General features: G+C 31.4%; 20 protein-coding genes and 4 tRNA genes. 13 read left to right on the plus strand and 11 right to left on the minus strand.

Annotated features, from left to right (window positions below; genetic code table 11):
• Positions 1-46 precede the first annotated feature (46 nt).
• On the minus strand, positions 47-1546 hold the full coding sequence (gene putP, locus FH779_RS13050) for a sodium/proline symporter PutP (RefSeq protein WP_180905018.1): 1500 nt from the start codon (positions 1544-1546) through the stop codon (positions 47-49).
• Between the two features lie 76 nt (positions 1547-1622).
• On the opposite strand from putP, the gene FH779_RS13055 reads away from it, so the two are divergent.
• From FH779_RS13055 to FH779_RS13070, 4 genes are all read left to right on the plus strand, one after another.
• Positions 1623-3626, plus strand: coding sequence for a thioredoxin domain-containing protein (locus FH779_RS13055; RefSeq protein ID WP_180905019.1), 2004 nt, complete (start codon positions 1623-1625; stop codon positions 3624-3626).
• Positions 3627-3644: 18 nt separating this feature from the next.
• Positions 3645-4199: a DNA-3-methyladenine glycosylase I gene (locus tag FH779_RS13060; RefSeq protein ID WP_180905020.1), complete on the plus strand. Its 555-nt coding sequence runs from the start codon at positions 3645-3647 to the stop codon at positions 4197-4199.
• Between the two features lie 50 nt (positions 4200-4249).
• Entirely contained in the window at positions 4250-5137 is an 888-nt protein-coding gene (locus FH779_RS13065) for a DMT family transporter (protein WP_180905021.1), read from the plus strand.
• A gap of 81 nt (positions 5138-5218) precedes the next feature.
• Positions 5219-7615 carry a family 20 glycosylhydrolase gene (locus tag FH779_RS13070; RefSeq protein WP_180905022.1) on the plus strand — a complete coding sequence of 799 codons (2397 nt, stop codon included), beginning with the start codon at positions 5219-5221 and terminating at the stop codon, positions 7613-7615.
• A gap of 37 nt (positions 7616-7652) precedes the next feature.
• Here the strand turns inward: FH779_RS13070 and FH779_RS13075 are convergent, their stop codons facing one another.
• Genes FH779_RS13075 through FH779_RS13085 form a run of 3 tightly spaced genes read right to left on the minus strand, consistent with a single transcriptional unit; the run spans position 7653 to position 9844 of the window.
• Entirely contained in the window at positions 7653-8591 is a 939-nt protein-coding gene (locus tag FH779_RS13075) for a hypothetical protein (RefSeq protein ID WP_180905023.1), read from the minus strand.
• A complete protein-coding gene (locus tag FH779_RS13080; protein WP_180905024.1) occupies positions 8588-9040 on the minus strand; it encodes a GNAT family N-acetyltransferase in 453 nt (150 codons plus the stop codon). Before FH779_RS13080 ends, FH779_RS13075 begins: the two co-directional genes overlap by 4 nt.
• Positions 9041-9043: 3 nt before the next feature.
• Positions 9044-9844: an SDR family NAD(P)-dependent oxidoreductase gene (locus FH779_RS13085; RefSeq protein ID WP_180905025.1), complete on the minus strand. Its 801-nt coding sequence runs from the start codon at positions 9842-9844 to the stop codon at positions 9044-9046.
• A gap of 121 nt (positions 9845-9965) precedes the next feature.
• On the opposite strand from FH779_RS13085, the gene FH779_RS13090 reads away from it, so the two are divergent.
• The 6 genes from FH779_RS13090 to FH779_RS13115 all read left to right on the plus strand — a co-directional run bounded on the left by FH779_RS13090 (position 9966) and on the right by FH779_RS13115 (position 12025).
• A complete protein-coding gene (locus FH779_RS13090; protein WP_180905026.1) occupies positions 9966-10859 on the plus strand; it encodes a lysylphosphatidylglycerol synthase transmembrane domain-containing protein in 894 nt (297 codons plus the stop codon).
• Positions 10860-10985: 126 nt separating this feature from the next.
• A tRNA-Val gene (locus FH779_RS13095) sits at positions 10986-11060 on the plus strand.
• Positions 11061-11101: 41 nt separating this feature from the next.
• A tRNA-Val gene (locus tag FH779_RS13100) sits at positions 11102-11176 on the plus strand.
• Between the two features lie 41 nt (positions 11177-11217).
• Positions 11218-11292: transfer RNA gene (locus tag FH779_RS13105), tRNA-Val, on the plus strand.
• A gap of 40 nt (positions 11293-11332) precedes the next feature.
• Positions 11333-11407 (plus strand) — tRNA-Val (locus FH779_RS13110).
• A gap of 81 nt (positions 11408-11488) precedes the next feature.
• Positions 11489-12025, plus strand: a complete 537-nt coding sequence (locus tag FH779_RS13115) for a hypothetical protein (protein WP_180905027.1) — start codon at positions 11489-11491, stop codon at positions 12023-12025.
• Between the two features lie 215 nt (positions 12026-12240).
• On the opposite strand, the gene FH779_RS13120 is transcribed toward FH779_RS13115, so the two are convergent.
• The 5 genes from FH779_RS13120 to ileS form a co-directional block, all read right to left on the minus strand.
• On the minus strand, positions 12241-12441 hold the full coding sequence (locus FH779_RS13120) for a hypothetical protein (RefSeq protein ID WP_180905028.1): 201 nt from the start codon (positions 12439-12441) through the stop codon (positions 12241-12243).
• A gap of 2 nt (positions 12442-12443) precedes the next feature.
• The gene (locus FH779_RS13125) at positions 12444-12737 is read right to left on the minus strand and encodes a hypothetical protein (protein ID WP_180905029.1); all 294 of its coding nucleotides are present in this window, start codon (positions 12735-12737) and stop codon (positions 12444-12446) included.
• A 122-nt stretch (positions 12738-12859) separates the two neighbouring features.
• Complete coding sequence (locus FH779_RS13130) at positions 12860-13504, minus strand: lipoprotein signal peptidase (protein ID WP_038331916.1); 645 nt, start codon at positions 13502-13504, stop codon at positions 12860-12862.
• Positions 13505-13513: 9 nt separating this feature from the next.
• A complete protein-coding gene (locus FH779_RS13135; RefSeq protein WP_115001530.1) occupies positions 13514-13900 on the minus strand; it encodes a TraR/DksA family transcriptional regulator in 387 nt (128 codons plus the stop codon).
• A 4-nt stretch (positions 13901-13904) separates the two neighbouring features.
• The gene (gene ileS / locus FH779_RS13140) at positions 13905-17312 is read right to left on the minus strand and encodes an isoleucine--tRNA ligase (RefSeq protein ID WP_180905030.1); all 3408 of its coding nucleotides are present in this window, start codon (positions 17310-17312) and stop codon (positions 13905-13907) included.
• Positions 17313-17525: 213 nt separating this feature from the next.
• On the opposite strand from ileS, the gene FH779_RS13145 reads away from it, so the two are divergent.
• Genes FH779_RS13145 through FH779_RS13155 form a run of 3 tightly spaced genes read left to right on the plus strand, consistent with a single transcriptional unit; the run spans position 17526 to position 20971 of the window.
• Positions 17526-19145: a DUF4836 family protein gene (locus tag FH779_RS13145; protein WP_180905031.1), complete on the plus strand. Its 1620-nt coding sequence runs from the start codon at positions 17526-17528 to the stop codon at positions 19143-19145.
• Complete coding sequence (locus FH779_RS13150; RefSeq protein ID WP_125348666.1) at positions 19135-19776, plus strand: ATP-binding cassette domain-containing protein; 642 nt, start codon at positions 19135-19137, stop codon at positions 19774-19776. The genes FH779_RS13145 and FH779_RS13150 overlap by 11 nt, the downstream gene beginning before the upstream one ends.
• Positions 19760-20971 carry an FtsX-like permease family protein gene (locus tag FH779_RS13155; RefSeq protein WP_180905032.1) on the plus strand — a complete coding sequence of 404 codons (1212 nt, stop codon included), beginning with the start codon at positions 19760-19762 and terminating at the stop codon, positions 20969-20971. Before FH779_RS13150 ends, FH779_RS13155 begins: the two co-directional genes overlap by 17 nt.
• Positions 20972-21048: 77 nt before the next feature.
• On the opposite strand, the gene FH779_RS13160 is transcribed toward FH779_RS13155, so the two are convergent.
• A complete protein-coding gene (locus FH779_RS13160; RefSeq protein ID WP_180905033.1) occupies positions 21049-21708 on the minus strand; it encodes a porin family protein in 660 nt (219 codons plus the stop codon).
• A gap of 203 nt (positions 21709-21911) precedes the next feature.
• The gene (locus FH779_RS13165; RefSeq protein WP_180905034.1) at positions 21912-22421 is read right to left on the minus strand and encodes a hypothetical protein; all 510 of its coding nucleotides are present in this window, start codon (positions 22419-22421) and stop codon (positions 21912-21914) included.
• Positions 22422-22561: the final 140 nt, after the last annotated feature.

Consider the following 22561-nt stretch of genomic DNA (forward strand, 5'->3'; position numbering starts at 1 on the left):
AAAAGGTAGACAAATGCCTACCTATTTTTTATTATTATTGGATTAATTAATTCTCTTTCATAACAGCTTTCATTTCATCAAATTCTTTATCAATCTCTTGATTCGGTTTTTGAGTCAATAAAGAAACGACATAAATTGCGATAACCGAAGAAATAAATCCTGGAATCATTTCATACCAATCTTTGTAATCATGATTTGCATAAACCCATGATAAGACAACAATTCCACCTGTTAACATTCCCGCTAAAGCTCCTTGCCAAGAAGTTTTTTTCCAAAAAAGTGAAAAAACAATAACTGGTCCAAATGCCGATCCAAATCCTGCCCAAGCGTTTCCAACTAGATTTAGAATAGAATCTTTTGGCGTTAAGGATAATAAAACTGCAATAACTGCCACAATCAAAACCGATAAACGACTTGCTGTTAATAACTGTTTTGATGTTGCTTTTTTGTTCAAAAATGCTTTGTAAATATCTTCTGTTAACGAACTTGATGTCACTAATAATTGTGAAGAAATAGTACTCATTACTGCTGCTAAAATTGCTGATAATAAGAAACCTCCAACCAATGGATGAAACAAAACACGTGAAAAGTAAATGAAAATGGTCTCAGCTTCTGTTTTAGAATTATCGAATGTCAACATTGTTGTTTGGTCATATTTCATTAAATATGCGATTCCAACTAAACCAACTAAAAGAGCTCCACCAACTGTAAAAATCATCCAAGTAATCCCAATATTTCTTGCTTTCGCTAAATCTTTCGGATTACCAATCGCCATAAAACGTACTAAAATATGCGGTTGTCCACAATACCCCAAGCCCCAAGCCATCAACGACAAAATACTAACCGTTGTAGTTCCTTTGAATAAATCTAAATACTTATCACCTTTATCATTAATCAATGAAAATGTTTCTCCTACTCCACCAATTTCAGAAATTGCTACTATTGGAACAATAACCAAAGCCAAAACCATAATCGTTCCTTGTACGAAATCAGTTAAACTTACCGCTAAAAAACCTCCTAAAAAAGTGTATAATACAACTACAAAACTTGTCATCCAAAGTCCTGTCATATAATCTAATCCAAAAGCTGATTCAAATAATTTACCTCCAGAAACCATTCCTGCAGAAGTGTATAATGTAAAAAATACTAAGATTAATATTGAAGAAACAATTCGCAATAAACGTGATTTATCTTTGAAACGATTTTCAAAAAATACGGGTAAAGTAATCGAATTTTGAGCGATTTCTGTATAAATTCGTAATCGCGGTGCGACAAAAATATAGTTCAAAAAACATCCTGTTGTCAATCCAATTGCAATCCAAGCACTCGACAAACCTGTAAAATACATTGCTCCTGGAACGCCCATCAACAACCAACCACTCATATCAGCAGCACCAGCAGAAAGCGCCGTTACAGCCGCTCCCATCTTCCTTCCTCCAATCAAAAAATCTTCGGAATTACTTGTTGATTTTTGGTAGGAATAAATCCCGATTCCAATCATCAGAGCCATATATGCGCCAATAGAAATGTATTCGTAAATGTTCATGTGTTTTAATTTTTATCGAAAATATAATTTTTCATCCACAAAAATTGTACGAACTTTAAATTTCTAAACAAGAATCATGAATTTTCAACAAAATAATCTAAAATCAGCGACAAGTCCGTATTTGAAACAACACGAAAACAATCCTGTTTGGTGGCAAAGTTGGAGTGACGAAGTTTTGAATCATGCAAAAAAAGTCAACAAACCTTTGCTTATTTCAATTGGATATTCTGCTTGTCACTGGTGTCATGTGATGGAACATCAGTCTTTTGAAGACGATGAAGTTGCAAAAGTGATGAATGAGAATTTTGTTTGCATTAAAATTGATCGTGAAGAACGTCCTGATTTAGACGCTTTGTACATGAATGTCTCGCAATTAATTCATCAATCTGGTGGTTGGCCGCTGAATGTTTTTGCCTTACCTGATGGTCGTCCTTTTTATGGCGGAACATATTTCCCGAAAGTTCAATGGATTGAATTATTAGAAAACATCAATCATTTATACCATCACAATCAAACTAAAACAATGGAATATGTCAACTCTATTGCGGATGGTCTGAATAAAATGGAAACAATCGAATTGAAATCTTCTTCAACTTTTTCAACACATAAAATTGATGAAACATTTGAATTTTGGCAACAACAATTTGATGATGAATGGGGCGGATTTAATCGTGCACCGAAATTTATGTTACCAAATGCTTGGGAAGCTATTTTACGATATGGCGTACAAACGAAGAATGAAAATTGTTTAATTCAAACCAAAATTACATTAGATAGAATGGCTTTTGGTGGAATTTACGATCAACTAAAAGGTGGTTTTTCTCGCTATTCTGTTGATCCGTATTGGAAAGTTCCACATTTCGAAAAAATGCTTTACGATAACGGACAATTGCTTTCGCTTTATTCGAATGCATATAAAATTTATGAAGAAAAGGAATATAAAACAGTTGTCGAAGAAACGATTAATTGGTTGAAAGATGAAATGCTTTCGACTGAAAATGTTTTTTATTCTGCTATTGATGCCGACTCTGAAGGCGAAGAAGGAAAATATTATGTTTGGAAATCGGATGAATTGAAAACAATATTGAAAGATGATTTCAACTTATTTCAACACTATTATAATGTTGATGAATTTGGAGAATGGGAACATGGTAATAATATTTTGATGCGATTGACAGATGACGAAGATTTTGCATCGAAACAGAATATCACAACAACAGAACTTCAAACCAAAGTTAATGAATGGAAAAAAATTCTTAATCCAATTCGTAAACAACGTATAAAACCTCATCGCGACGAAAAAGTTTTAACTTCTTGGAATGCTTTAACCATAAAAGGTTTGTGCGACGCATTTATTACGTTTGAAAATGATGAATATCTTGATTTAGCAAAAAATGCAACCAATTTTATTTTAGAAAATCAATGGAATGGTGAAATCTTGTTCAGAAATTATAAGGATAATCAAACAACAATTCCAGGATTTTTGGATGATTATGCGTTAATAATTGAAGCATTAATCAAGCTTTATGAAATTACTTCAGAAATGCATTATTTAGAAACTGCTCAAACCTTAACAGAAGAAGTTTTCAATCAATTTTATAATCACAAGAATAAAATGTTTGCGTACAAATCACATTATGACACGCCTTTGGTTAATGAAACATTTGAGATTTATGACAATGTTATTTCATCTTCAAATTCTGTTATGGCAAATAATTTATTCAAACTAGGGAAGATTCTCAATCAAGAAAAATACATTGAACAAGCGAAACAAATGTTAACCAATATCGAAGAAAAAATTCACGATTATCCAACTGGTTTTGCAAATTGGATTCAGTTGTATCTAAATTTCGCTTATCCATTCAAAGAAATTGTAATCGTTGGCGAAAATGCATTAAAATTTTCGAAGCAAATTCAACAATGTTATGTTCCGAATGCAATTTTTGTTGCTTCAAAAACTGAAAATTTAGAAATCACTCAAAATCGATTCATCCAAAATAAAACATCCATTCATATTTGCGAAAATTATACATGTCAATTACCCGTTTATTCGGTTGAAGAGGCTTATAAAAATATTTAGAAATTACAATAAAAAACCATGGAAAAAACACGTTGCGCTTGGGTAAATAAAGACCAAGATTATATCGATTATCACGATAATGAATGGGGAAAACCTGTGAAAGATGATAAAATTTTATTCGAATTTTTGATTCTCGAATCTTTTCAAGCAGGATTAAGTTGGTTTACAATTCTTAAAAAGCGAGAAAATTTCAGAAAAGCCTTTGCTGATTTTGATGTAGAAAAAGTAGCCAAATTTAATGAAACTAAAATTGATGAATTGGTACAAAATGAAGGAATTATTCGTCATCGAGGAAAAATTTCGGCAGCAATTAATAATGCAAAATTATTTATAGAAATTCAGAAAGAATTCGGTTCTTTCTCCGATTTCATCTGGAAATACGTTGATAACAAACCAATTATCAACAATTGGAATTCGATAAAAGAAGTTCCTGCCACAACCGAAATTTCAGATCAAATTGCAAAAGATTTGAAAAAACGTGGCTTCAAATTCTTTGGTTCAACCACTATTTATGCACATATGCAGGCGACCGGAATGGTAAATGACCATACAACAGATTGTTTTTGTAAATAACAGCTCAATAAAATCATCTGAAATGTGCATCTTTGCGCAAACTTAGAAAAATGAAAATCGAACTAAAACATTGGATCATCCTTGGCGTTTTGGCGCTAACTTGGGGAAGCTCGTTTATTCTCATCAAGCAAGGATTGGTTGCATACACGCCGTATCAAGTTGGAGCATTACGACTAACAATTGCTGGAGGAATTTTGGCTATTTGGGGAATTCCAAGTCTATTTAAAATTCCGAAAAACAAATTAAAATATGTCGCATTGGCTGGTTTCTGCGGAAATTTCATTCCAATGTTTTTATTCCCAATGGCGCAAACACATGTTTCAAGTTCAATGGCTGGGATTTTAGATTCTTTAGTCCCATTATTTATTTTACTTTTTGGTGCTTTATTTTTCAATATTAAAGGAACTAAAAATCAAGTTTTAGGAGCAATAATCGGATTTATCGGAGCTGTTTTATTAATTGGTGGCGATGGTTTTTCTGGGGAAAATAGTCTTTTACATTGTTTATTAATTGTATTAGCAACTGCTCTTTACGGTCTAAACAGTTTAATCTTAACACGCTATTTAAACGACGTTCCTTCATTTCAATTATCATCAGCTTTGTTTACAATTTGGTTATTACCTTCAGTTCTAATTTTAATTATTTCAGGATTTTTTGATGTATTTGAAGGAACAGAACAACAATTAAAAAGTTTAGGTTTTGTCGCTATTTTAGGACTTTTAGGAACTGCCTTAGCGATGATATTATTCTACCGATTGATACAATCTACAGGTTCGATGTTCGCCTCAATGGTGACTTATTTAATGCCCGTAGTTTCTGTTTTTTGGGGATTTTTAGTCGGTGAAAAAATCTCATGGATCCATTTATTTGGATTCGGAATGATTTTATCAGGCGTTTATTTAACACAAAAAAAAGAGAAAGAACTGCAAAAGATTTAAGCTATATTCAAAATAGATTCCTATTTTTATTAAATAATTAACACAATAATGGTCTATCGTAGATTATTTAATAAATTAAAAATGAATCATTTTACCACAATTTCAAAAAAACTCTCCCTTACTCTCCTACTTTTTTCCTCTCATCAAACCATCTTCGCACAAACAAAAATTGATAGCATAGAAGTTGTTCAATTACAATCTCAACTTCAATCAAATATAAAAATTGATGGTAAAACCCTTTCTTTACCGAAACAGAACAAGTATAATTTTGAATTAATTGGTTCTGACAATCAAACAATCATTGATTTGAATGGAAAAATAAATCAACCTTTAATTTCTAAATCAATTAATTTATTATTCAAAATAACTCGAAAATCAGATAAAGCCACAACAGAAATCCCTGTAAAAAATTTAAAAATAAACGGAAAATATACAAACACAGGTATCAATTCAAAACCTTTTGTAATTCCATCTTTGCGTGAATGGCACGGAGAAAAAGGAGAATTTAATTTAACTTCTTCTTCAAAAATTGTGATTGAAAATGTCAATTCTGAAAATTTGGAAGTTGCTAAATTATTACAAGAAGATCTCCAAAAACAGTTCGGTTACAAATTAGAAATTACTTCGACAAAAAAAGTTTCAAAAGGAGATATTTATATCTCTAAGCATAAAGACACAACATTAGGAAACGAGGGATACGCAATGGAAATTGGAGATTTCGTTCAGCTTTCTGCGCCAACTTATACTGGAAATGTATTTGCAACTCGTACAATTTTGCAATTATTAGATCAATCCAAAACTAAAAACAGTATTCTGAAAGGAGAAATTAGAGATTATCCTACTTATTCGGAACGTGGATTAATCTTGGATGTTGGACGAAAGTTTTTTACCATTGATTTTTTAAATGATTACGTCGAAATATTGTCTTATTATAAAATATCCAACTTTCAAATTCATTTAAATGACAATGCATTTCACAAATATTTCGATTTCGATTGGGATAAAACACCTTCGGGTTTTCGCTTAGAAAATGAAACATATTCAGGTTTAACTTCAGCAGATGGTCATTATACTAAACAAGAATTTAAAGATTTACAGAAAAAAGCTTTTCGATATGGAATTAAGATTATTCCTGAAATCGATGTTCCTGCACATTCTTTGTCCATTACAAAAGTAATTCCTGAAATCGGAAGTGATAAATATGGAAAAGATCATTTGGATTTAGCTAATCCAAAAACTTACGAAGTTGTTCAAGCTATTTTTGATGAATACACAAAAGGACAAGATCCTTTATTTATAGGAAAAGAAGTTCATATTGGAACAGATGAATATGATAAAAAAGAAGCTGAGTCGTTCAGAAAATTTACGGATTTTCTTATAAAAGCTGTTCAGAAAAATGGAAAAGATGTACGTGCTTGGGGAGCGCTTACGCATGCGCAAGGAAAAACTCCTGTAACCTCGAAAAATGTCACACTAAATATGTGGTACAACGGATATGCAGATCCTGTTGAAATGAAAAAATTGGGTTACAAACAAATATCTACTCCTGACGGTTGGTTCTATATTGTTCCTGCAGCTGGATATTATTACGATTATCTAAATGTCAACAATATTTATAACAATTGGGAGCCGCGTAATATTGGTAATATAACATTTGAGAAAGGAGACCCAACTGTTGTAGGCGGAATGTTTGGGATTTGGAATGATATTGCTGGCAATGGAATTTCTGAAAAAGATGTACACAACAGAGCTTTTCCTGCGATACAAGTTTTGGCTGAAAAAATGTGGACTGCAAGTGATAATAATCCAGCTTTATTCGATTTTAATCAGAAAAAAATAAACGTTGCAGAAGCTCCAGGAATTAATTTAAGGGGATATTTTGGAGAAGAAACTCGCCAAATTATTCATCTTCCGTTTGAAAATTCTGTAGAAGATATTTCCGGTTTTTTCAATGAAAAAGTCACTTCAAATAATTCTTCTTTTGCAAAAGGAATTATTAACAATTCATTGAATAGCACAACAACATTAAATCTTCCGTTAGAAGAGATTGGAAATAGCTACACCATTTCTTTTTGGTTGAAATCTAACGCAGAGAATGCAAATGTTTTATTCAAATCAAAAAACGCAACCTTTGAACTGAATAAAAATTCTGTCGGATATAAGCGTGATGGTTATTCTTATCAGATGACTGATCATTTGAATTTAAATGACTGGAATTTTATTACAATCACAGGGAATAAAGAAAATACAAGCTTGTATGTAAATGGAAAACTGGTTAAAAAAATGGAAACAGAAGAAATCATTTTGCCTTACAAAGATAAAAAAGGAAAAGAGATTTCATTTCATAAAGTAAAAACGTTGACGTTTCCATTAAAGCAAATTTCATTAGAAAATGTTAGCTTCGATGAATTGAAAGTTTACAACAAAGAGTTTTCAAAAGATGAAGTTTTAAGTGAATACAAATCGCTTCAACAATAACTAAAAATCTCGTAAACCATTTGGTTTACGAGATTTTTTATTTTATATATTTTTTCAAATCTTTCGCTAATTCTTTTGTAAAGGTATCCGCACCTTTATAATTCATGTGCGTTGTGTTGTAGAAATATTTTTGATCAAAACTAATCGAATCGCTCGAATAATCTAATAACGGAAGGTGATATTTTTGTAATGTTGTTTGATAACGATTAATCACTTCATCTCGATTCAACATATAATCTTGACCTTTATAAAATTCGGGTGCAATTGTAAAAACTAACTGAATATTTTCTTGCTCACATTTCGCAATTAATTCTTCTAATAAAGCATAATCTGAAAAATCAAAATCGGAGTTTTTCTTTTTCATTTTTTCCCAATCAACATTCCATTTTCGGTTATATGATTTGAAACCATCATCACGAAAAAGTCCATCTTTATGCAATTTTTCTTTCTTAGCCCTTACAATTTGATCTTTCCAATACGTTTGATCTCTGTAACGATAAAGCGGTACAATAAAATCAACCAATTTCGTGTCTTTATATTCTTTTAATGCAGCATAAAGTTTAAAATTCCACAACATAAATGGCGCATATTGATTTGGTTGAAAAACTTCATCAATGTGTGAAAACGAAAAAGTATCTAAATTCCAAACAACAACTTTCGGTTTTGGATTATGATTCAAATACAAATTGAAACGATACAATTGCATTTTAAATTTACTCCCGTTTAATCCAAAATTATGCGTGGTCAGTTTTAAATCTTTTTCTAAAATATTCGGATTAATTTGAATAAATGCTCGAGAAGAACCAAAAATAGCCAATTCAACATTCGTTTTTCCTTCTCTTATTTGATTCCATTCTTGTACTTCTCCGCTAAACAAAGCCATTTTTTTGAGTTGATTTGAATAATAAACATCAACCAAAACCAATGCAATGAAAGCCGAAAACAGCGTAATGAAAAAGTATTTTAAGAATTTCATTTTCTCAACATTTCGATATGCGGGATATCGTCTTCTAAATATTCTTCCGAAACTTGTTTGAAACCAAATGAAGAATAAAACTCTTTCAAATAAGATTGAGCTGAAATTCTGATTTCAGATGTTTTAAATTGATTTTCGATGACTTGAACCGAATTTTTCATCAATTGTTTTCCTAATCCATAACGGCGAAACTTTTGATTCGAAATTACGCGACCAATTGAAGGTTCATTTTCATACGAAATTCCTTTTGGTACAATTCGAGAATATGCCGTAACCTCATCACCAATCGTTGCCCAAAGATGTCCACAAACCAAATCTTTATCATCGCAATCTTGATAAATACAATCCTGCTCTATTACAAAAACTTCGTTGCGCAATTGCACTATTTTATATAGCTCTTTCGACGTTAAATCATCAAAAGATTTGTAATGCCAAATAATTTCTTCCATGGATTAATCTAATTTTGAATATTTTGCAATAATATTTTCGAACATTTTTTGAGGTAAAATATTTTTCAAGGTTACAGAAAATTTCTGCATCGATTTTCCAATATAATAATGTGGTTTCAAATTCTTCTGAGCCAAAATATTTTCGATAATCGGAATCAAATCTTCTGTTGGTGTACCATCTTGCACTTCGTGATCGATATCGGCAACCATTGCATCGTATCTTTTTTGATAAAATTTTGAAACAAAAGTTTTCACACGACCTTCTGCAATATTGGTTTTGATATCTCCAAAATTCAATGTTGCAATTTCCACTCCTGTATGACGATTTTCTAAACGAGCCGATTCAACCAAACGATCAATCATCGCTTTAGAAGCTGAATAATAACCTCTAAACGGTAAACCATTGTTACTCGCAATCGAAGAAACATTCAGGATATAACCGTTTTTTTGCGCACGCATTGTAGGTAAAACCTCCTGCATTGTATAAATAGGCCCGTACACATTAACGTCCAATAATTTCTCGATATCAGCTTTCGAAGCATCTTCCACAGCACCTAACATTCCAATTCCAGCATTGTTAATCAACACATCAATTTGATTGTTCGTTTCCGAAAAAATCTGCTGAAAACTACGTTTTACATTTTCTTTATCCGAAACATCTGTTGCAATATGTTTAAATTTTTCTTGACCTTTAGCTGTTCTTGATAAACCATAAACTTGATGTCCTTTATCGTAAAAATAATTTGCCAAAGTCAATCCTACCCCCGAAGAAGAGCCTGTAATTACAATAACTTTTGATTGCATGATTCGATTAATTTATCCGCAAAACTACATAATATCAGGCAAATATTGGTAGATAAATAATTTTTTGAATGGTTATTAGAAGATTCTCTAAATTTGTGCGTTAATTATCAAAAGATTTCAATTGAATCCAAAAACTAAAAAATATATTATAACAGGAATTAAATTAACGATTAGTATTGCGTTAATCTATTATATCTTCTTTGTTAAACTACATATTTTTGATATTTTCAGTCATTACAAAAATGCAAATTGGGCGTATATTTTTATTGCTGTTATCCTTTATGTTCTTTCGCAAGCCTTGTCTGTTTTCCGATTAGATTATTATTTCAGAGATATTAACCTCGATTTATCATACAAATCAAATGCACGTTTGTATTTCTTAGGAATGTTTTACAACACCTTTGTTCCAGGCGGAATTGGCGGTGATGCATACAAAGTTTATGTGTTGAATAAAAACTATAAAATCAGTCTAAAAGAAATTTCGCAGGCGGTTTTTCTTGACAAAATTATCGGTCTTTGTGCAATGTTACTCATCATCATCTTCCTAATATTTTTATCAAATCTGACTGATTATCCTTGGGTACAATATGGTTCATTAATCCTTTCTTTGGTTGGTTTTATAGCTGTTCCATTTATTTTAGGAATGATTTTCCCTATTCATAGACGCACATTTTATAACTCGATGATTTATTCAATTGTATTGCAATTGATACAAGTCGGTATGTTGTATTTTGTTTTAGAAGGATTGAATATTCATCCAGATAATTTCAGTATATATTTATTGATCTTTTTAGTTTCAGGGATCTTATCGATTATCTCGTTTAGTGGATTTGGGATTAGAGAAGCTGTGTTTATGTACGCTGCACATCGATTCAATTTTGATGAAACTTTAGCCACAAGTGCGGCATTTATTTTCTCTATCATCACCATTTCTATCTCATTTATTGGGATTATTTACCTGTTTAAAGGGGTTAAAATTGAAGAGAAAAAGAAAAAGACGAATATTTCTTTTTAAAATCTGAAAAATTATTTCTTTGAAATGAAAAGAGTTAAGCCCTAACATTAAATTTTATTTAATTTTTTTCATTTTAACTATTTGGATTATTCAAAAACAGCCCTATATTTGCAATCCAATTACGAAGGTCTCTTAGCTCAGTTGGTTCAGAGCACCTGCCTTACAAGCAGGGGGTCACTGGTTCGAATCCAGTAGGGACCACATAAAGACATTAGAAAGTCTTTTAAATAAAATTCTAAATAGGTCTCTTAGCTCAGTTGGTTCAGAGCACCTGCCTTACAAGCAGGGGGTCACTGGTTCGAATCCAGTAGGGACCACATAAAGACAATGAAAGTCTTTCAAATAAAATTCTAAATAAGGTCTCTTAGCTCAGTTGGTTCAGAGCACCTGCCTTACAAGCAGGGGGTCACTGGTTCGAATCCAGTAGGGACCACATAAAGACAATAGAAAGTCTTTCAAATAAAATTCTAAAAGGTCTCTTAGCTCAGTTGGTTCAGAGCACCTGCCTTACAAGCAGGGGGTCACTGGTTCGAATCCAGTAGGGACCACAACAGAACTCCTTTCAAGAAATTGAAAGGAGTTTTTTTATTATAAATAGTTTTTTTGTAATTTCATATAAATCAACTCTTATGAAAACTACCAAATTATTATTTCTAATATTCATTGTTATTTCTAATATTTCCTTTGGGCAAAATAAAAAGAAAACAACTTTAGCACCTCCTAAAATAAAGAAAGTTCCATCTCTTCCAGAACCTCCGAAAGCTAAGTTATATCAACCAACTTTTAACAACGAATACTTTATTTGGAAACTAGAAAAAGACACATTATTACCAGCCGAATCTCCTTATGAAATAATTTTACAAGTCAATGATTATTCTGCTTTTATAAGAACAAATAGTTACCCTGAAGAAACAGAGTATAAATCGAAAATCGTACCTGATGAAAATGGAGATATTATCGCTAGATCTATATTAATGCAAGCTGATAATTATGATGTTAAAATAGTAAATAATATTCTTGAACTGAAAAATCGGAAAACGAATGAAGTTTCAAAATTAAAAATCATCAAGAAGAATGGAAAAATTACAGAATTACAAGATCTAAATTCGAAGTTGATTTACAAAAAAGATGATGATTATACGTATGCTCCGTCTCCTTCGATGTAAAATATTATAATCATCTAAAAAATATTTTGATGAAGGAAAGTTTAGTTTTTATTATTTAATAATATGTCCAGAACAAGTTATTAAAATTTTCGAAATTTAAAAATAAATTCTCCTTCATTTTTTATTAAAATAAGAGAATCTGAATATTCTTTTTTTATTATTACATCTCCTTCTTTTAATATATGATCAAAAGTAATCCCTTTGTTTGTATAAGGTTAAAAAATAAATCTTCTATTATCAACTAAAGTTATTCTCGTACCTCCTGTTCCTGCAGATATAGATTTTTGTTTTGAATTTATTGACGTTGAATAAAAAAATTCGAATTCTTTTTTTCCTACATGTCTATATCTAATTTGTATTAACGCTAATACAGCAATAATAAAAATCACAAATGGTAAATATTTTTTCAATTTCATAATCATTTGACTTTTTCTGAATTGATGATAAACTGATTCTTCAGTTCTTCATTAATATTAGAAATTACTTTATAAACGTAGGAATTCTCAAATAATTCGAAAGGATTATATGTTACGATTAAATCACTTATATCATCTTCCTTTATTACTACAAATATTTCCAAAATATCATATTGAATATTAATAGAATCTTTATTAATGATTGATATTATATTATCTAAAGAAATACTTTTACCTATAAAGCTCTTATCATAAGAACAACTTTTGATATGATAAATCGTGACATATTTAAACAAATCATTCTTGTCACAACTTTCATTTCAGTTAAAAGATTAAACCAACTATTCATAAAAATCAATTCTTGTTCAAATAAATATAATAAAAAATCCCTCAGTGTTTGAACTGAGGGATTATCTTTTTAAAATCTTAATCTTACACCATTTTCGGTTGTAAAGGCTTTTTTACGGAAAAGGAACAAAGTAAGTCCTCCAATAAAAATAGCCGAATCTGCGATATTAAATACAGGCTGAAAGAACTTATAATGTTGTCCACCTATAATTGGAATCCAAGAAGGCCAATCAAACTCCACAATTGGGAAATAAAGCATATCTACGACACAGCCCGTAAACCAACCAGAATAACCAGCAAAGTTTGCTTGTGCGACACCTTGATACCCTACCCAATCCTGAAACATTTCATTGTAAGTAGTTCCTTTATCGAAAATAACGCCATAAAAAATTCCATCAAGCACATTCCCTATAGCACCTGCCAAAACAAGCGCAATCGGAATGATAAAGAAATTATTATTTAGTTTTTTCGACCATGCATTAATATAGTAGATAATCATTCCGATTAGAGCAATTCGTAGAAGTGATAAAACGATTTTACCTGTTTCTCCTCCGAAATGCATTCCATATGCCATTCCAGGATTTTCTACAAATGCTATTTTAAACCAACCCAAAACATCTACGTCTTCACCTAAAAAAAAGTGTGTTTTCACGTAAAATTTTGAGATTTGGTCTATGATTAAAACCAAAATGGTAATGAGTACTACTTTTTTCAAAATACTTGATTAACGTTGCATATTTTTAGCTTCGATGCTTAATGTAGCATGCGGAACTAATTTCAAACGATCTTTGTTAATTAATTTTCCTGTTACACGGCAAATACCGTATGTTTTGTTCGAAATACGTAACAATGCATTTTTCAGGTCACGGATAAATTTATCTTGGCGTGCTGCTAATTGTGCATTTTGTTCTTTCGACATGGTTTCAGAACCTTCCTCAAACGCTTTGAACGTTGGAGACGTATCGTCAGTACCATTGTTACTATCGTTTGTGTAAGCTTCTTTCAATAATTCGTAATCTTTTATCGCTTGATCTAATTTCTCTTGAATTATTGCTCTAAACTCTTCCAACTCTGCATCAGAGTACCTTACTTTTTCATCTGTTGTTGCCATACGCTTACAATTTAGTAATCGCAATTTGCGTCATCAATCCATTAATTTCAACCTCTGACCCATTTGCAACTTGGTCTTGTAAAACAAGATCTTCTGCTAATGTCTCAGAACAAATGTAATCTTTGTTTTGCTCGACTGCATTTACGATTGATTCATCATTTTTTAAGTTAAGTATAATTTTGTCGGTTACTTCTAGTCCGGTTTCTTTACGTAGATTTTGAATTCTGTTTACCAATTCACGTGCAACACCTTCATTAATTAACTCTTCAGTTAATTGTAAATCAAGTGCTACTGTCAATGTAGAATTAGACGCTACAGTCCATCCTGGGATGTCTTTTGTAGCAATTTCAAAATCTTCTAAATCTAAAGTTAATGTTTTGTTGTCAATTAACAAATCTATTTTACCTGATTGCTCTAATTTAACAATTTCTTCATTCGTCAATTCTGCTGTAGCAGCCGAAATAGCCTTCATTTCTTTTCCATATTTCGGACCTAAAGTCTTGAAATTAGGTTTGATAGATTTCACTAAAAGATTTGATGCTTCTTCGTTTGTTAAAAGTTGAATTTCTTTAACGTTAACTTCTTGTTTCAATAATTCTGATACAGCTTCCAAATTAGCTTTCATCGTATCATTCAACACAGGAATCATTACTTTTTGTAATGGTTGACGTACTTTATTATCACTCAACTTACGTAGTGATAAAATCATACTTGTTGCCGTTTGTGCTAAATGTGTTTGCTCTTCTAATTCGGCTTTAATCAATGATTCGTCTGCAACTGGGAAATCTGCTAAATGCACAGATTCTGCTGCATTTTTACCTGTAGCTGCGTTCAAATCTTTGTATAAACGATCCATGAAGAATGGTGCGATTGGCGAACCTAAAATTGAAACAGTTTCTAAAACTTTGTACAATGTTTGGTAAGCTGCAATTTTATCTTTCGAATAATCACCTCTCCAGAAACGTCTTCTTGATAAACGAACGTGCCAGTTTGATAAATTATCAATCACAAATTCTTGAATTGCACGAGCTGCTTTTGTTGGTTCATAATCAGTTAAAAATGCATCAACTTTTTTCGTTAATGTATTCAATTCAGAAATAATCCATTGATCCAATTCAGCTCTTTCATTTACAGGAATTTCTTCTTCCTCAAATGTAAATCCGTCTACATTCGCATATAAAGCGAAGAATGAATAGGTATTGTATAATGTTCCGAAGAATTTACGACGAACTTCGTCAACTCCAGCAATATCAAATTTCAAGTTTTCCCAAGGTTGCGCATTCGCAATCATGTACCAACGCGTTGCATCAGGACCATAAGTTGCCAATGTATCAAATGGATCGACTGCGTTTCCTAGACGTTTAGACATTTTTTGTCCGTTTTTGTCTAAAACCAATCCGTTTGACATTACATTTTTGTACGCTTTCGAATCAAAAACTAATGTACCGATTGCATGTAATGTATAGAACCAACCACGTGTTTGATCGACACCTTCTGCAATAAAATCAGCTGGATACATTGTTCCGTTATCAATCAATTCTTTATTTTCGAATGGATAGTGAACTTGCGCATAAGGCATTGCTCCAGAATCAAACCAAACGTCAATCAAATCAGCTTCTCTTTTCATCGGTTTTCCAGATGCAGAAACTAATGTAATTTCATCTACTACATTTTTGTGTAAGTCGATCAAATCATAGTTTTCTTCTGTCATATTTCCAACTTCGAAATTTTGGAAAGGATTAGAAGTCATTACGCCTGCCGCAATTGATTTTTCAATTTCAGCAACTAATTCTTCTACAGAACCAATTACAGTTACTTCGTCCCCTTCTTCAGTTCTCCAAATTGGCAATGGAATTCCCCAATAACGAGAACGAGATAAGTTCCAATCGTTCGCATTTTCTAACCAGTTTCCGAAACGTCCTTCACCAGTTGCTTTAGGTTTCCAATTGATTTCTTTATTCAATTCAACCATACGGTCTTTTACATCCGTTACTTTGATGAACCAAGAATCTAATGGATAATATAAAATCGGTTTGTCGGTTCTCCAACAATGTGGATAACTGTGTTTATATTTCTCTACTTTGAACGCTTTATTCTCCTCTTTCAATAAAATCGCGATTTCTACATCAACCGATTTTTCAGGAGCAGTTCCATCATCGTAATATTCATTTTTCACATATTTACCTCCGTAACCTTCTGGTAAGTCAGCCACAAAACGACCTTGTAAATCTACTAAAGGAACAGGATTTCCATGCGTATCTAATACCAACATTGGAGGAACACCTGCATCTTTTGCAACACGCGCATCATCCGCACCAAAAGTAGGCGCAGTGTGTACGATACCTGTACCATCTTCTGTTGTTACGAAATCTCCAGGAATTACTTGGAAAGCATTCTCTACATTTTCGTAAGGCAACGCCCAAGGTAATAATTGCTCATAACGCGTTCCAACTAAATCAGCACCTTTGTATTCTCCAACAATTTTGTAAGGAATTGTCTTATTTCCTGCCGCATAAACTTTGAAATCTTCTTCTGTTTCTGCTAAGAAATATGGTTTACCGAATTGTTTAGCAACCAATGGTTTTCCTAAAATTACGCGAATTGGCTCGAATGTATATTGATTGAATGTTTCAACTACAACATAATCGATAGTTGGACCAACTGTTAACGCTGTATTTGATGGCAACGTCCAAGGTGTCGTTGTCCAAGCTAAGAAATACACATCTCCATCAAAATTATTGAATAGAGTCGTAGAATCTTTCTTTACTTTAAATTGAGCAACAATCGTTGTATCCGTAACATCTTGATAAGTTCCTGGTTGATTTAACTCGTGTGAAGATAAACCTGTACCAGCTTTCGGAGAATATGGTTGAATTGTATAACCTTTGTACAACAAATCTTTGTTATAGATTTGTTTCAACAACCACCAAACAGACTCCATATATTTTGGTTTATATGTGATATATGGATCTTCCATATCCACCCAATAACCCATTTTTTCAGTCAAATCATTCCACAAATCTGTGTAACGCATTACTGTACGTTTACACGCTTCGTTATATTCTTCAATTGAAATTTTAGTTCCAATATCTTCTTTAGTAATTCCTAATTCTTTCTCAGTTCCCAACTCTACTGGTAAACCGTGCGTATCCCAACCCGCTTTACGAAAAACTTGTTTTCCTTTCAAGGTTTGGTAACGACAAAATATATCTTTGATAGAACGTGCTAAAACGTGGTGAATCCCTGGCTTTCCGTTTGCAGAAGGAGGACCTTCATAGAACACAAAAGATGGATTTCCATCGCGCGTAGAAATACTTTTCTCGAAAACATTATTTTGTTTCCAATCTTCTAACGTTTCTTTTGAGACTTGTACCAAGTCTAAGTGCTTATATTCTCTAAACTTTTTTGCCATCGAATTCTTTCTTATTTCTTCTAAATCAAGGAGTGCGAATATAAGAAATTTTTACATATTTTTATTGTTATAGAAACGAAAATCATATTAATAATTGCTTAAATTTATCCCGATATTATAGATTTAACAATTCTTGAATAAAAATCAGATGTTTTCAGATTTAATTCAGCATTAACCAAATAATTAACAACAATTTTTAAAGATATTTTTTCGATGAAAAAAGGCTTCAAATATTACTCGATTCTATTCATTATTTTGCTTTTTGCAAGTTGTTCCAAAAACGAAGATTATACGGTTTTGATTCCAACAGATGCAGATTTTGTTGCGTTGATAAATCCAAAATCAATTGCAGAAAAAGGTAATTTTCAGAAATTAGAACAATACAAAATTTATCAATTAGCCGAAGGCGAACTTAAAAATCAAGATCCGACTTTTGATCAATTATTAAATGATATCAAAAACAATCCGACCTCAGCAGGCGTAGATATTATCAGTCCTATTTACCTTTTTGGGCAAAAAATTAATGGAAAAAATATGGTTGCGTTGATTACAAATATGCGCGACAAAGATCAGTTTGAAAAACATTTATCAACCATTTACAAAGGTTTATACAAAAAAAATATTTCGTTTGAAAAGAAAGATGGTTTTACGACGATTTCTGGATTCAATAAACCGTTTATGGCTTGGAATAAATCTCAATTTTTATTGATTGTTTCTGAATTTGGTGTTGGAGAAAAAGCAATTCAAGATTATTTTACGAAAATTATCAACGATAAACATTCACTTGCGAAGGAAAATAATAGTTTTGGAGATTTTGTTAAAAACTCGCAGGATATCAACATTTGGTACACTGGAAACTTTTTGAAAAACTTCTCAAAACACGAAAGTTCTGAAAAGAAAAATCTTGATTTTACAAAAAGTTCTTGGGTTAATTTTATTTCATTTACTTCGGACGGAATTAGTTTTACACAGAAATTTCATCCAGATGCGATTACAAAAGTTGAATTGCAAAAACATCCGATGTGGAAATCAAAAATCAATACTGATTTTTTTAAATATTTTCCTGCACAAAGTTACATGAATATTGGACTTGGTATTTATCCTGCCAACACGCGTTATGTGTTCGAAAATCAAAATTTCTTGACTACTTTTTTAGAACAATATGAAATTGATTTGAACAAATTAGAACAAAGTTTTGAAGGCGAAGCTTTGTTTAGTGTTTATGATTTTGAGATCGGAAAAGCATTCAATCCAAATGATTTTTTTGGTAAGAAAGAAGCTTTTATTAAGCAAGTTGTTTATCCGCAATTTGTTTTGGGTGGAAAAATGAAAAACGATCTTTTCTTCAACGAATTTATTAAAGCCCATCAAGAAAATATTCAGAAAATTGGATCTTATTACATGCTGCCACTTTCGACAAATATGAAGATTTATATGACGTACAAAAACAATTTGATGTACATCACAAATAATCAATCGATCATGAATCAATATTTAAACAACATGGTAAGTTCTTCAAATTTTGTCACAACAGGATACGCTACAAACGCTTCAAATCCAATGTTTGGTTACGTGAATCTAAATTTTGATCAATATCCAAAAGAAGTTCAAAAATATATTTATCAACAAATTCCGTTCGGAAACACGAAAGAAATGCAAACGGTTTTATCTTATTTTGATCACATCGATTACCGCGTTTCGAATGAATACACAAAAACAGGAAAAATACATATGAAAAAGACGGATAAAAATAGTTTGGAAGTGATTTTCTTACTTTTGGACCAAGCTTATTCACTATTTTTCAATCAAGCTGCACAACAAAATGGAAATTAAAATCAGTCAACTTGTTCCGCATCCTTTGAAAGAATTTGGGTTCGAACAATCTGAAATTTGGAAAAATACATACACTTTTTCAAGCGGAAATATTTATCAAATCGTTGCACATTCTGGTGTTGGAAAATCGACGTTGATTAATATTTTGTACGGTGATAGAAAAGATTATGACGGAGAAGTTTTGTTTGATGGACAAAATATTAAGAATTATTCTTTGAATGATTGGACAAAAATTAGACGCGAAAAAATTGCGTATGTTTTTCAAGGTTTGCATTTGTTTGAAGAATTAACTTTGATGGAAAATATCCAATTAAAAAATGTATTAACACAACATCAATCCGAAAATCAAATTATTGAATGGATTGAAAAAGTTGGTTTAAAAAGTCATTTACATCAAAAAGCGATTCATCTTTCTTATGGTCAACGTCAACGAATTGCTGTGATTCGCGCACTTTGTCAACCATTTGATTTTCTACTTTTGGACGAACCTTTTAGTCATTTAGATGAAATAAATCAACAACTTCTGATTGATTTAGTTACCAAAGAAGCTGCAAAAAATAACGCTGGAATCATCTTTACAAGCTTACACGAAATTCACGATAAACGCCTTGCAAATGTCATTCAACTCTAAAAATTTAATTGAAAAATTGGTTCGTAAAAACCTAAGTTTCTTGCGAATTACAACCTTTTGTTTTTTCTCTATTATCGGATTTTTCATCTTGATTTTGGCTGGAACAATTTATTTGGATTATGCCAAAAATTTTGGAGAAGATAGTTCAGTTTGGAAAGCAAATTATGTGGTCTTAAACAAAAAAATATCGTCTTTACAAACGTTGACTGGTGAAAAACCAAGTTTTAGTGAAGATGAAATTAATGATTTGAAATCACAGAATTTTGTTGCAAAAGTCGGAACATTCAAAAGCAGTCAATTTCCTGTAAAATTACAAGTTGGTGGAGTTGCTGGAATTCGTGGTTTTTCAACTGATTTATTTTTCGAATCTGTTCCAGAAGATTTCATTGATGTAAAAGAGTCAGATTGGAAATGGCAAGAAGGACAAGATTTTATTCCGATTATTATTCCGAAAAGTTATTTGAATTTGTACAATTTCGGTTTTGCAACAAGTCAAGGTTTACCACAAGTTTCGGAAGGATTATTTACTAAAATTCCTTTTCAATTGATTTTAGGAAAAGGAGAAAATCAGAAAGTATATCAAGCAAGAATTGTCGATTTTACAACAAAAATTAATACGATTTTAGTTCCTGAAAACTTTTTGGAATGGGCAAATCAAACTTATGCACCTCAAAAAAATACAGAACCTTCACGAATTGTTGTTGAAACGAAATCTCAAGGAGATGAAAATGCTTCGACTTATTTTGAGCAACAAAATTATGATATCAACAAAGATGAATTGAAAAATAATGAATTGACGTATTATCTGAAATTAGCTTTTTCGTTGGTTTTATTTATTGGTTTAATCATTGTTTTTGCAGCGATTTGGTTGATGATTATCAATTTTCAATTGATGATTGAAAAGAACAAGCATAAAACGAAAGATTTATTTTTGATTGGTTACAACATCAACCAACTGACTCGTCCGTATCTTAAATTTTCGATTATATTTATGTTAATCAGTTATCTCATTTCGATTCCATTGGTTTATTTTGTTTTGGATATTATCAAAGAAAAAGTCGGAAAATTTATGGCAACAGAAACTTCTCACGTTTGGGAAGTGATCGGTTTTGGATTAATCATCGTGATTATTTTATTCATTATTAATAAAATAATTTTGACACAATCGATCAAAAAAATTGCATTGAAAGATTAATGCTAAATATTATAAAAACATAAAAAAGGATTCTGAAAAACTCAGAATCCTTTTTATTTATACTTAAATATTCTCGATTAGAACGAATATCCAACTCCTACAGAAAACGAATGATTTTTTACATCACCAACTTCTACATTGTTGTTGTTATTATCTCCTATTTTAGTTAATCCCATATAGTATCTCGCTCCAACATTGATATTATCTGTTACATTATATCCCAAACCAAAGTTAACACCGAAATCAAAATCTTTTACATTATCTTTAATGTCAGTTTTTTCTTCCGTATTGTACACCGTGTTGTTTACATAAGTACTAACTTGCGTTTTATTACTCGCATATACATTGTATCCAAATTGAGGTCCAGCCTCTATATTAAAGCGACTTCCAGCAGGATAAAATTGAAGCATTACTGGAACTTGAATATAATCTAAAGTCGTTTTATTGTAATTTTTGACCGTCGTGTTTCCAACTTCTGTTACGTCAGTTTTTTCTCGTCCCCCCATTCGTGTAAAATTAACCTCTGGCTGAACTGCAAACTGTTCTGTAATTGGAAAATGTCCATACAAACCAGCTCCAAAACCAACCTTATAATCATTATTGTTCACGTCTTTCCCGTTAAATGAAGACATATTTACACTTGATTTTATACCAAATTGTGACGATGTTGTTTTTTCTTGTGCGCTCAAACTTACAACTCCTAACATTGCAGCAGCAATAAAAAATATTTTTTTCATCTTTTAAATTTTATAGTTCTAATTATGATGTATGCATAATTTCAAGTCTTGTGCCAAATAATGTTAAAAAAGAGTACTACAAATATTAATTAACTCATATTAAATATATTAATCATTTAATTTTAACATTCATAAAAGCATATTAATAAAAAAAAGCTACATCTTTCGATGTAGCTTGTATCAAGTATAAGTTGTTCTTGTTATTAGAATTTATAAGCAAATCCTAAAGAAACTGCATCTGCATTAAACTTTTTATCAAATCCATAGTTATTACTTGTAGCAATTCCTTTATATCCAGCATATACATCAAAGTTAGCTCCTGAATAACCAAATTTTGGTTGCCAGAATAAACCTCCGTCCATATCACTTTTCGTAGCAATTGCATAACCTAAATCTCCACCAATAAATAAATTGTTACTGAATTCGTATTTTGCAGTTGCTGCTAATGGAATAAACCCAAAATCTTCTCCTCCTAAATCTTTAAAATCACTTTTAGCAATAAAATGGTCATACCCGACTTTCGCTCCTAATTTGAAATTATTTGCAATAGGATGTAAGTAAGCTAAGTCTACTCCAAGGTTAAAAGAAGAAACATCTGATGCATTACCTACTGGAATACCCACGTGTACTGTACCTTCTACTCCTGACGTTTGTGCTGAAACTCCTACCATACCTGCTACTGCTAAAGCAGCTGTTAATAATACTTTTTTCATTTTTATAATGTTTTAAAATATTTACAATTTTGTTAAACTTATTTGTATAATTTCAATTTTTGTGCCAAACTCTAAAAATCAATAATGATAAAACATATTAAAATTAACAATTACTTAATATTCAAAACTTTATTATACAA

The sequence above is a fragment of the Empedobacter falsenii genome (genome assembly GCF_013488205.1).
In the GTDB taxonomy this organism is placed as follows: Bacteria; Bacteroidota; Bacteroidia; order Flavobacteriales; family Weeksellaceae; genus Empedobacter; species Empedobacter falsenii_C.

What these genes read in the sequence shown, in the direction of transcription:
- putP (WP_180905018.1), bottom strand. Translation starts at nt 1,546, where the DNA reads ATGAACATTTACGAATACATTTCTATTGGCGCATATATGGCTCTGATG.
- FH779_RS13055 (WP_180905019.1), top strand. Translation starts at nt 1,623, where the DNA reads ATGAATTTTCAACAAAATAATCTAAAATCAGCGACAAGTCCGTATTTG.
- FH779_RS13060 (WP_180905020.1), top strand. Translation starts at nt 3,645, where the DNA reads ATGGAAAAAACACGTTGCGCTTGGGTAAATAAAGACCAAGATTATATC.
- FH779_RS13065 (WP_180905021.1), top strand. Translation starts at nt 4,250, where the DNA reads ATGAAAATCGAACTAAAACATTGGATCATCCTTGGCGTTTTGGCGCTA.
- FH779_RS13070 (WP_180905022.1), top strand. Translation starts at nt 5,219, where the DNA reads ATGAATCATTTTACCACAATTTCAAAAAAACTCTCCCTTACTCTCCTA.
- FH779_RS13075 (WP_180905023.1), bottom strand. Translation starts at nt 8,591, where the DNA reads ATGAAATTCTTAAAATACTTTTTCATTACGCTGTTTTCGGCTTTCATT.
- FH779_RS13080 (WP_180905024.1), bottom strand. Translation starts at nt 9,040, where the DNA reads ATGGAAGAAATTATTTGGCATTACAAATCTTTTGATGATTTAACGTCG.
- FH779_RS13085 (WP_180905025.1), bottom strand. Translation starts at nt 9,844, where the DNA reads ATGCAATCAAAAGTTATTGTAATTACAGGCTCTTCTTCGGGGGTAGGA.
- FH779_RS13115 (WP_180905027.1), top strand. Translation starts at nt 11,489, where the DNA reads ATGAAAACTACCAAATTATTATTTCTAATATTCATTGTTATTTCTAAT.
- FH779_RS13120 (WP_180905028.1), bottom strand. Translation starts at nt 12,441, where the DNA reads ATGAAATTGAAAAAATATTTACCATTTGTGATTTTTATTATTGCTGTA.
- FH779_RS13135 (WP_115001530.1), bottom strand. Translation starts at nt 13,900, where the DNA reads ATGGCAACAACAGATGAAAAAGTAAGGTACTCTGATGCAGAGTTGGAA.
- ileS (WP_180905030.1), bottom strand. Translation starts at nt 17,312, where the DNA reads ATGGCAAAAAAGTTTAGAGAATATAAGCACTTAGACTTGGTACAAGTC.
- FH779_RS13145 (WP_180905031.1), top strand. Translation starts at nt 17,526, where the DNA reads ATGAAAAAAGGCTTCAAATATTACTCGATTCTATTCATTATTTTGCTT.
- FH779_RS13150 (WP_125348666.1), top strand. Translation starts at nt 19,135, where the DNA reads ATGGAAATTAAAATCAGTCAACTTGTTCCGCATCCTTTGAAAGAATTT.
- FH779_RS13155 (WP_180905032.1), top strand. Translation starts at nt 19,760, where the DNA reads ATGTCATTCAACTCTAAAAATTTAATTGAAAAATTGGTTCGTAAAAAC.
- FH779_RS13160 (WP_180905033.1), bottom strand. Translation starts at nt 21,708, where the DNA reads ATGAAAAAAATATTTTTTATTGCTGCTGCAATGTTAGGAGTTGTAAGT.
- FH779_RS13165 (WP_180905034.1), bottom strand. Translation starts at nt 22,421, where the DNA reads ATGAAAAAAGTATTATTAACAGCTGCTTTAGCAGTAGCAGGTATGGTA.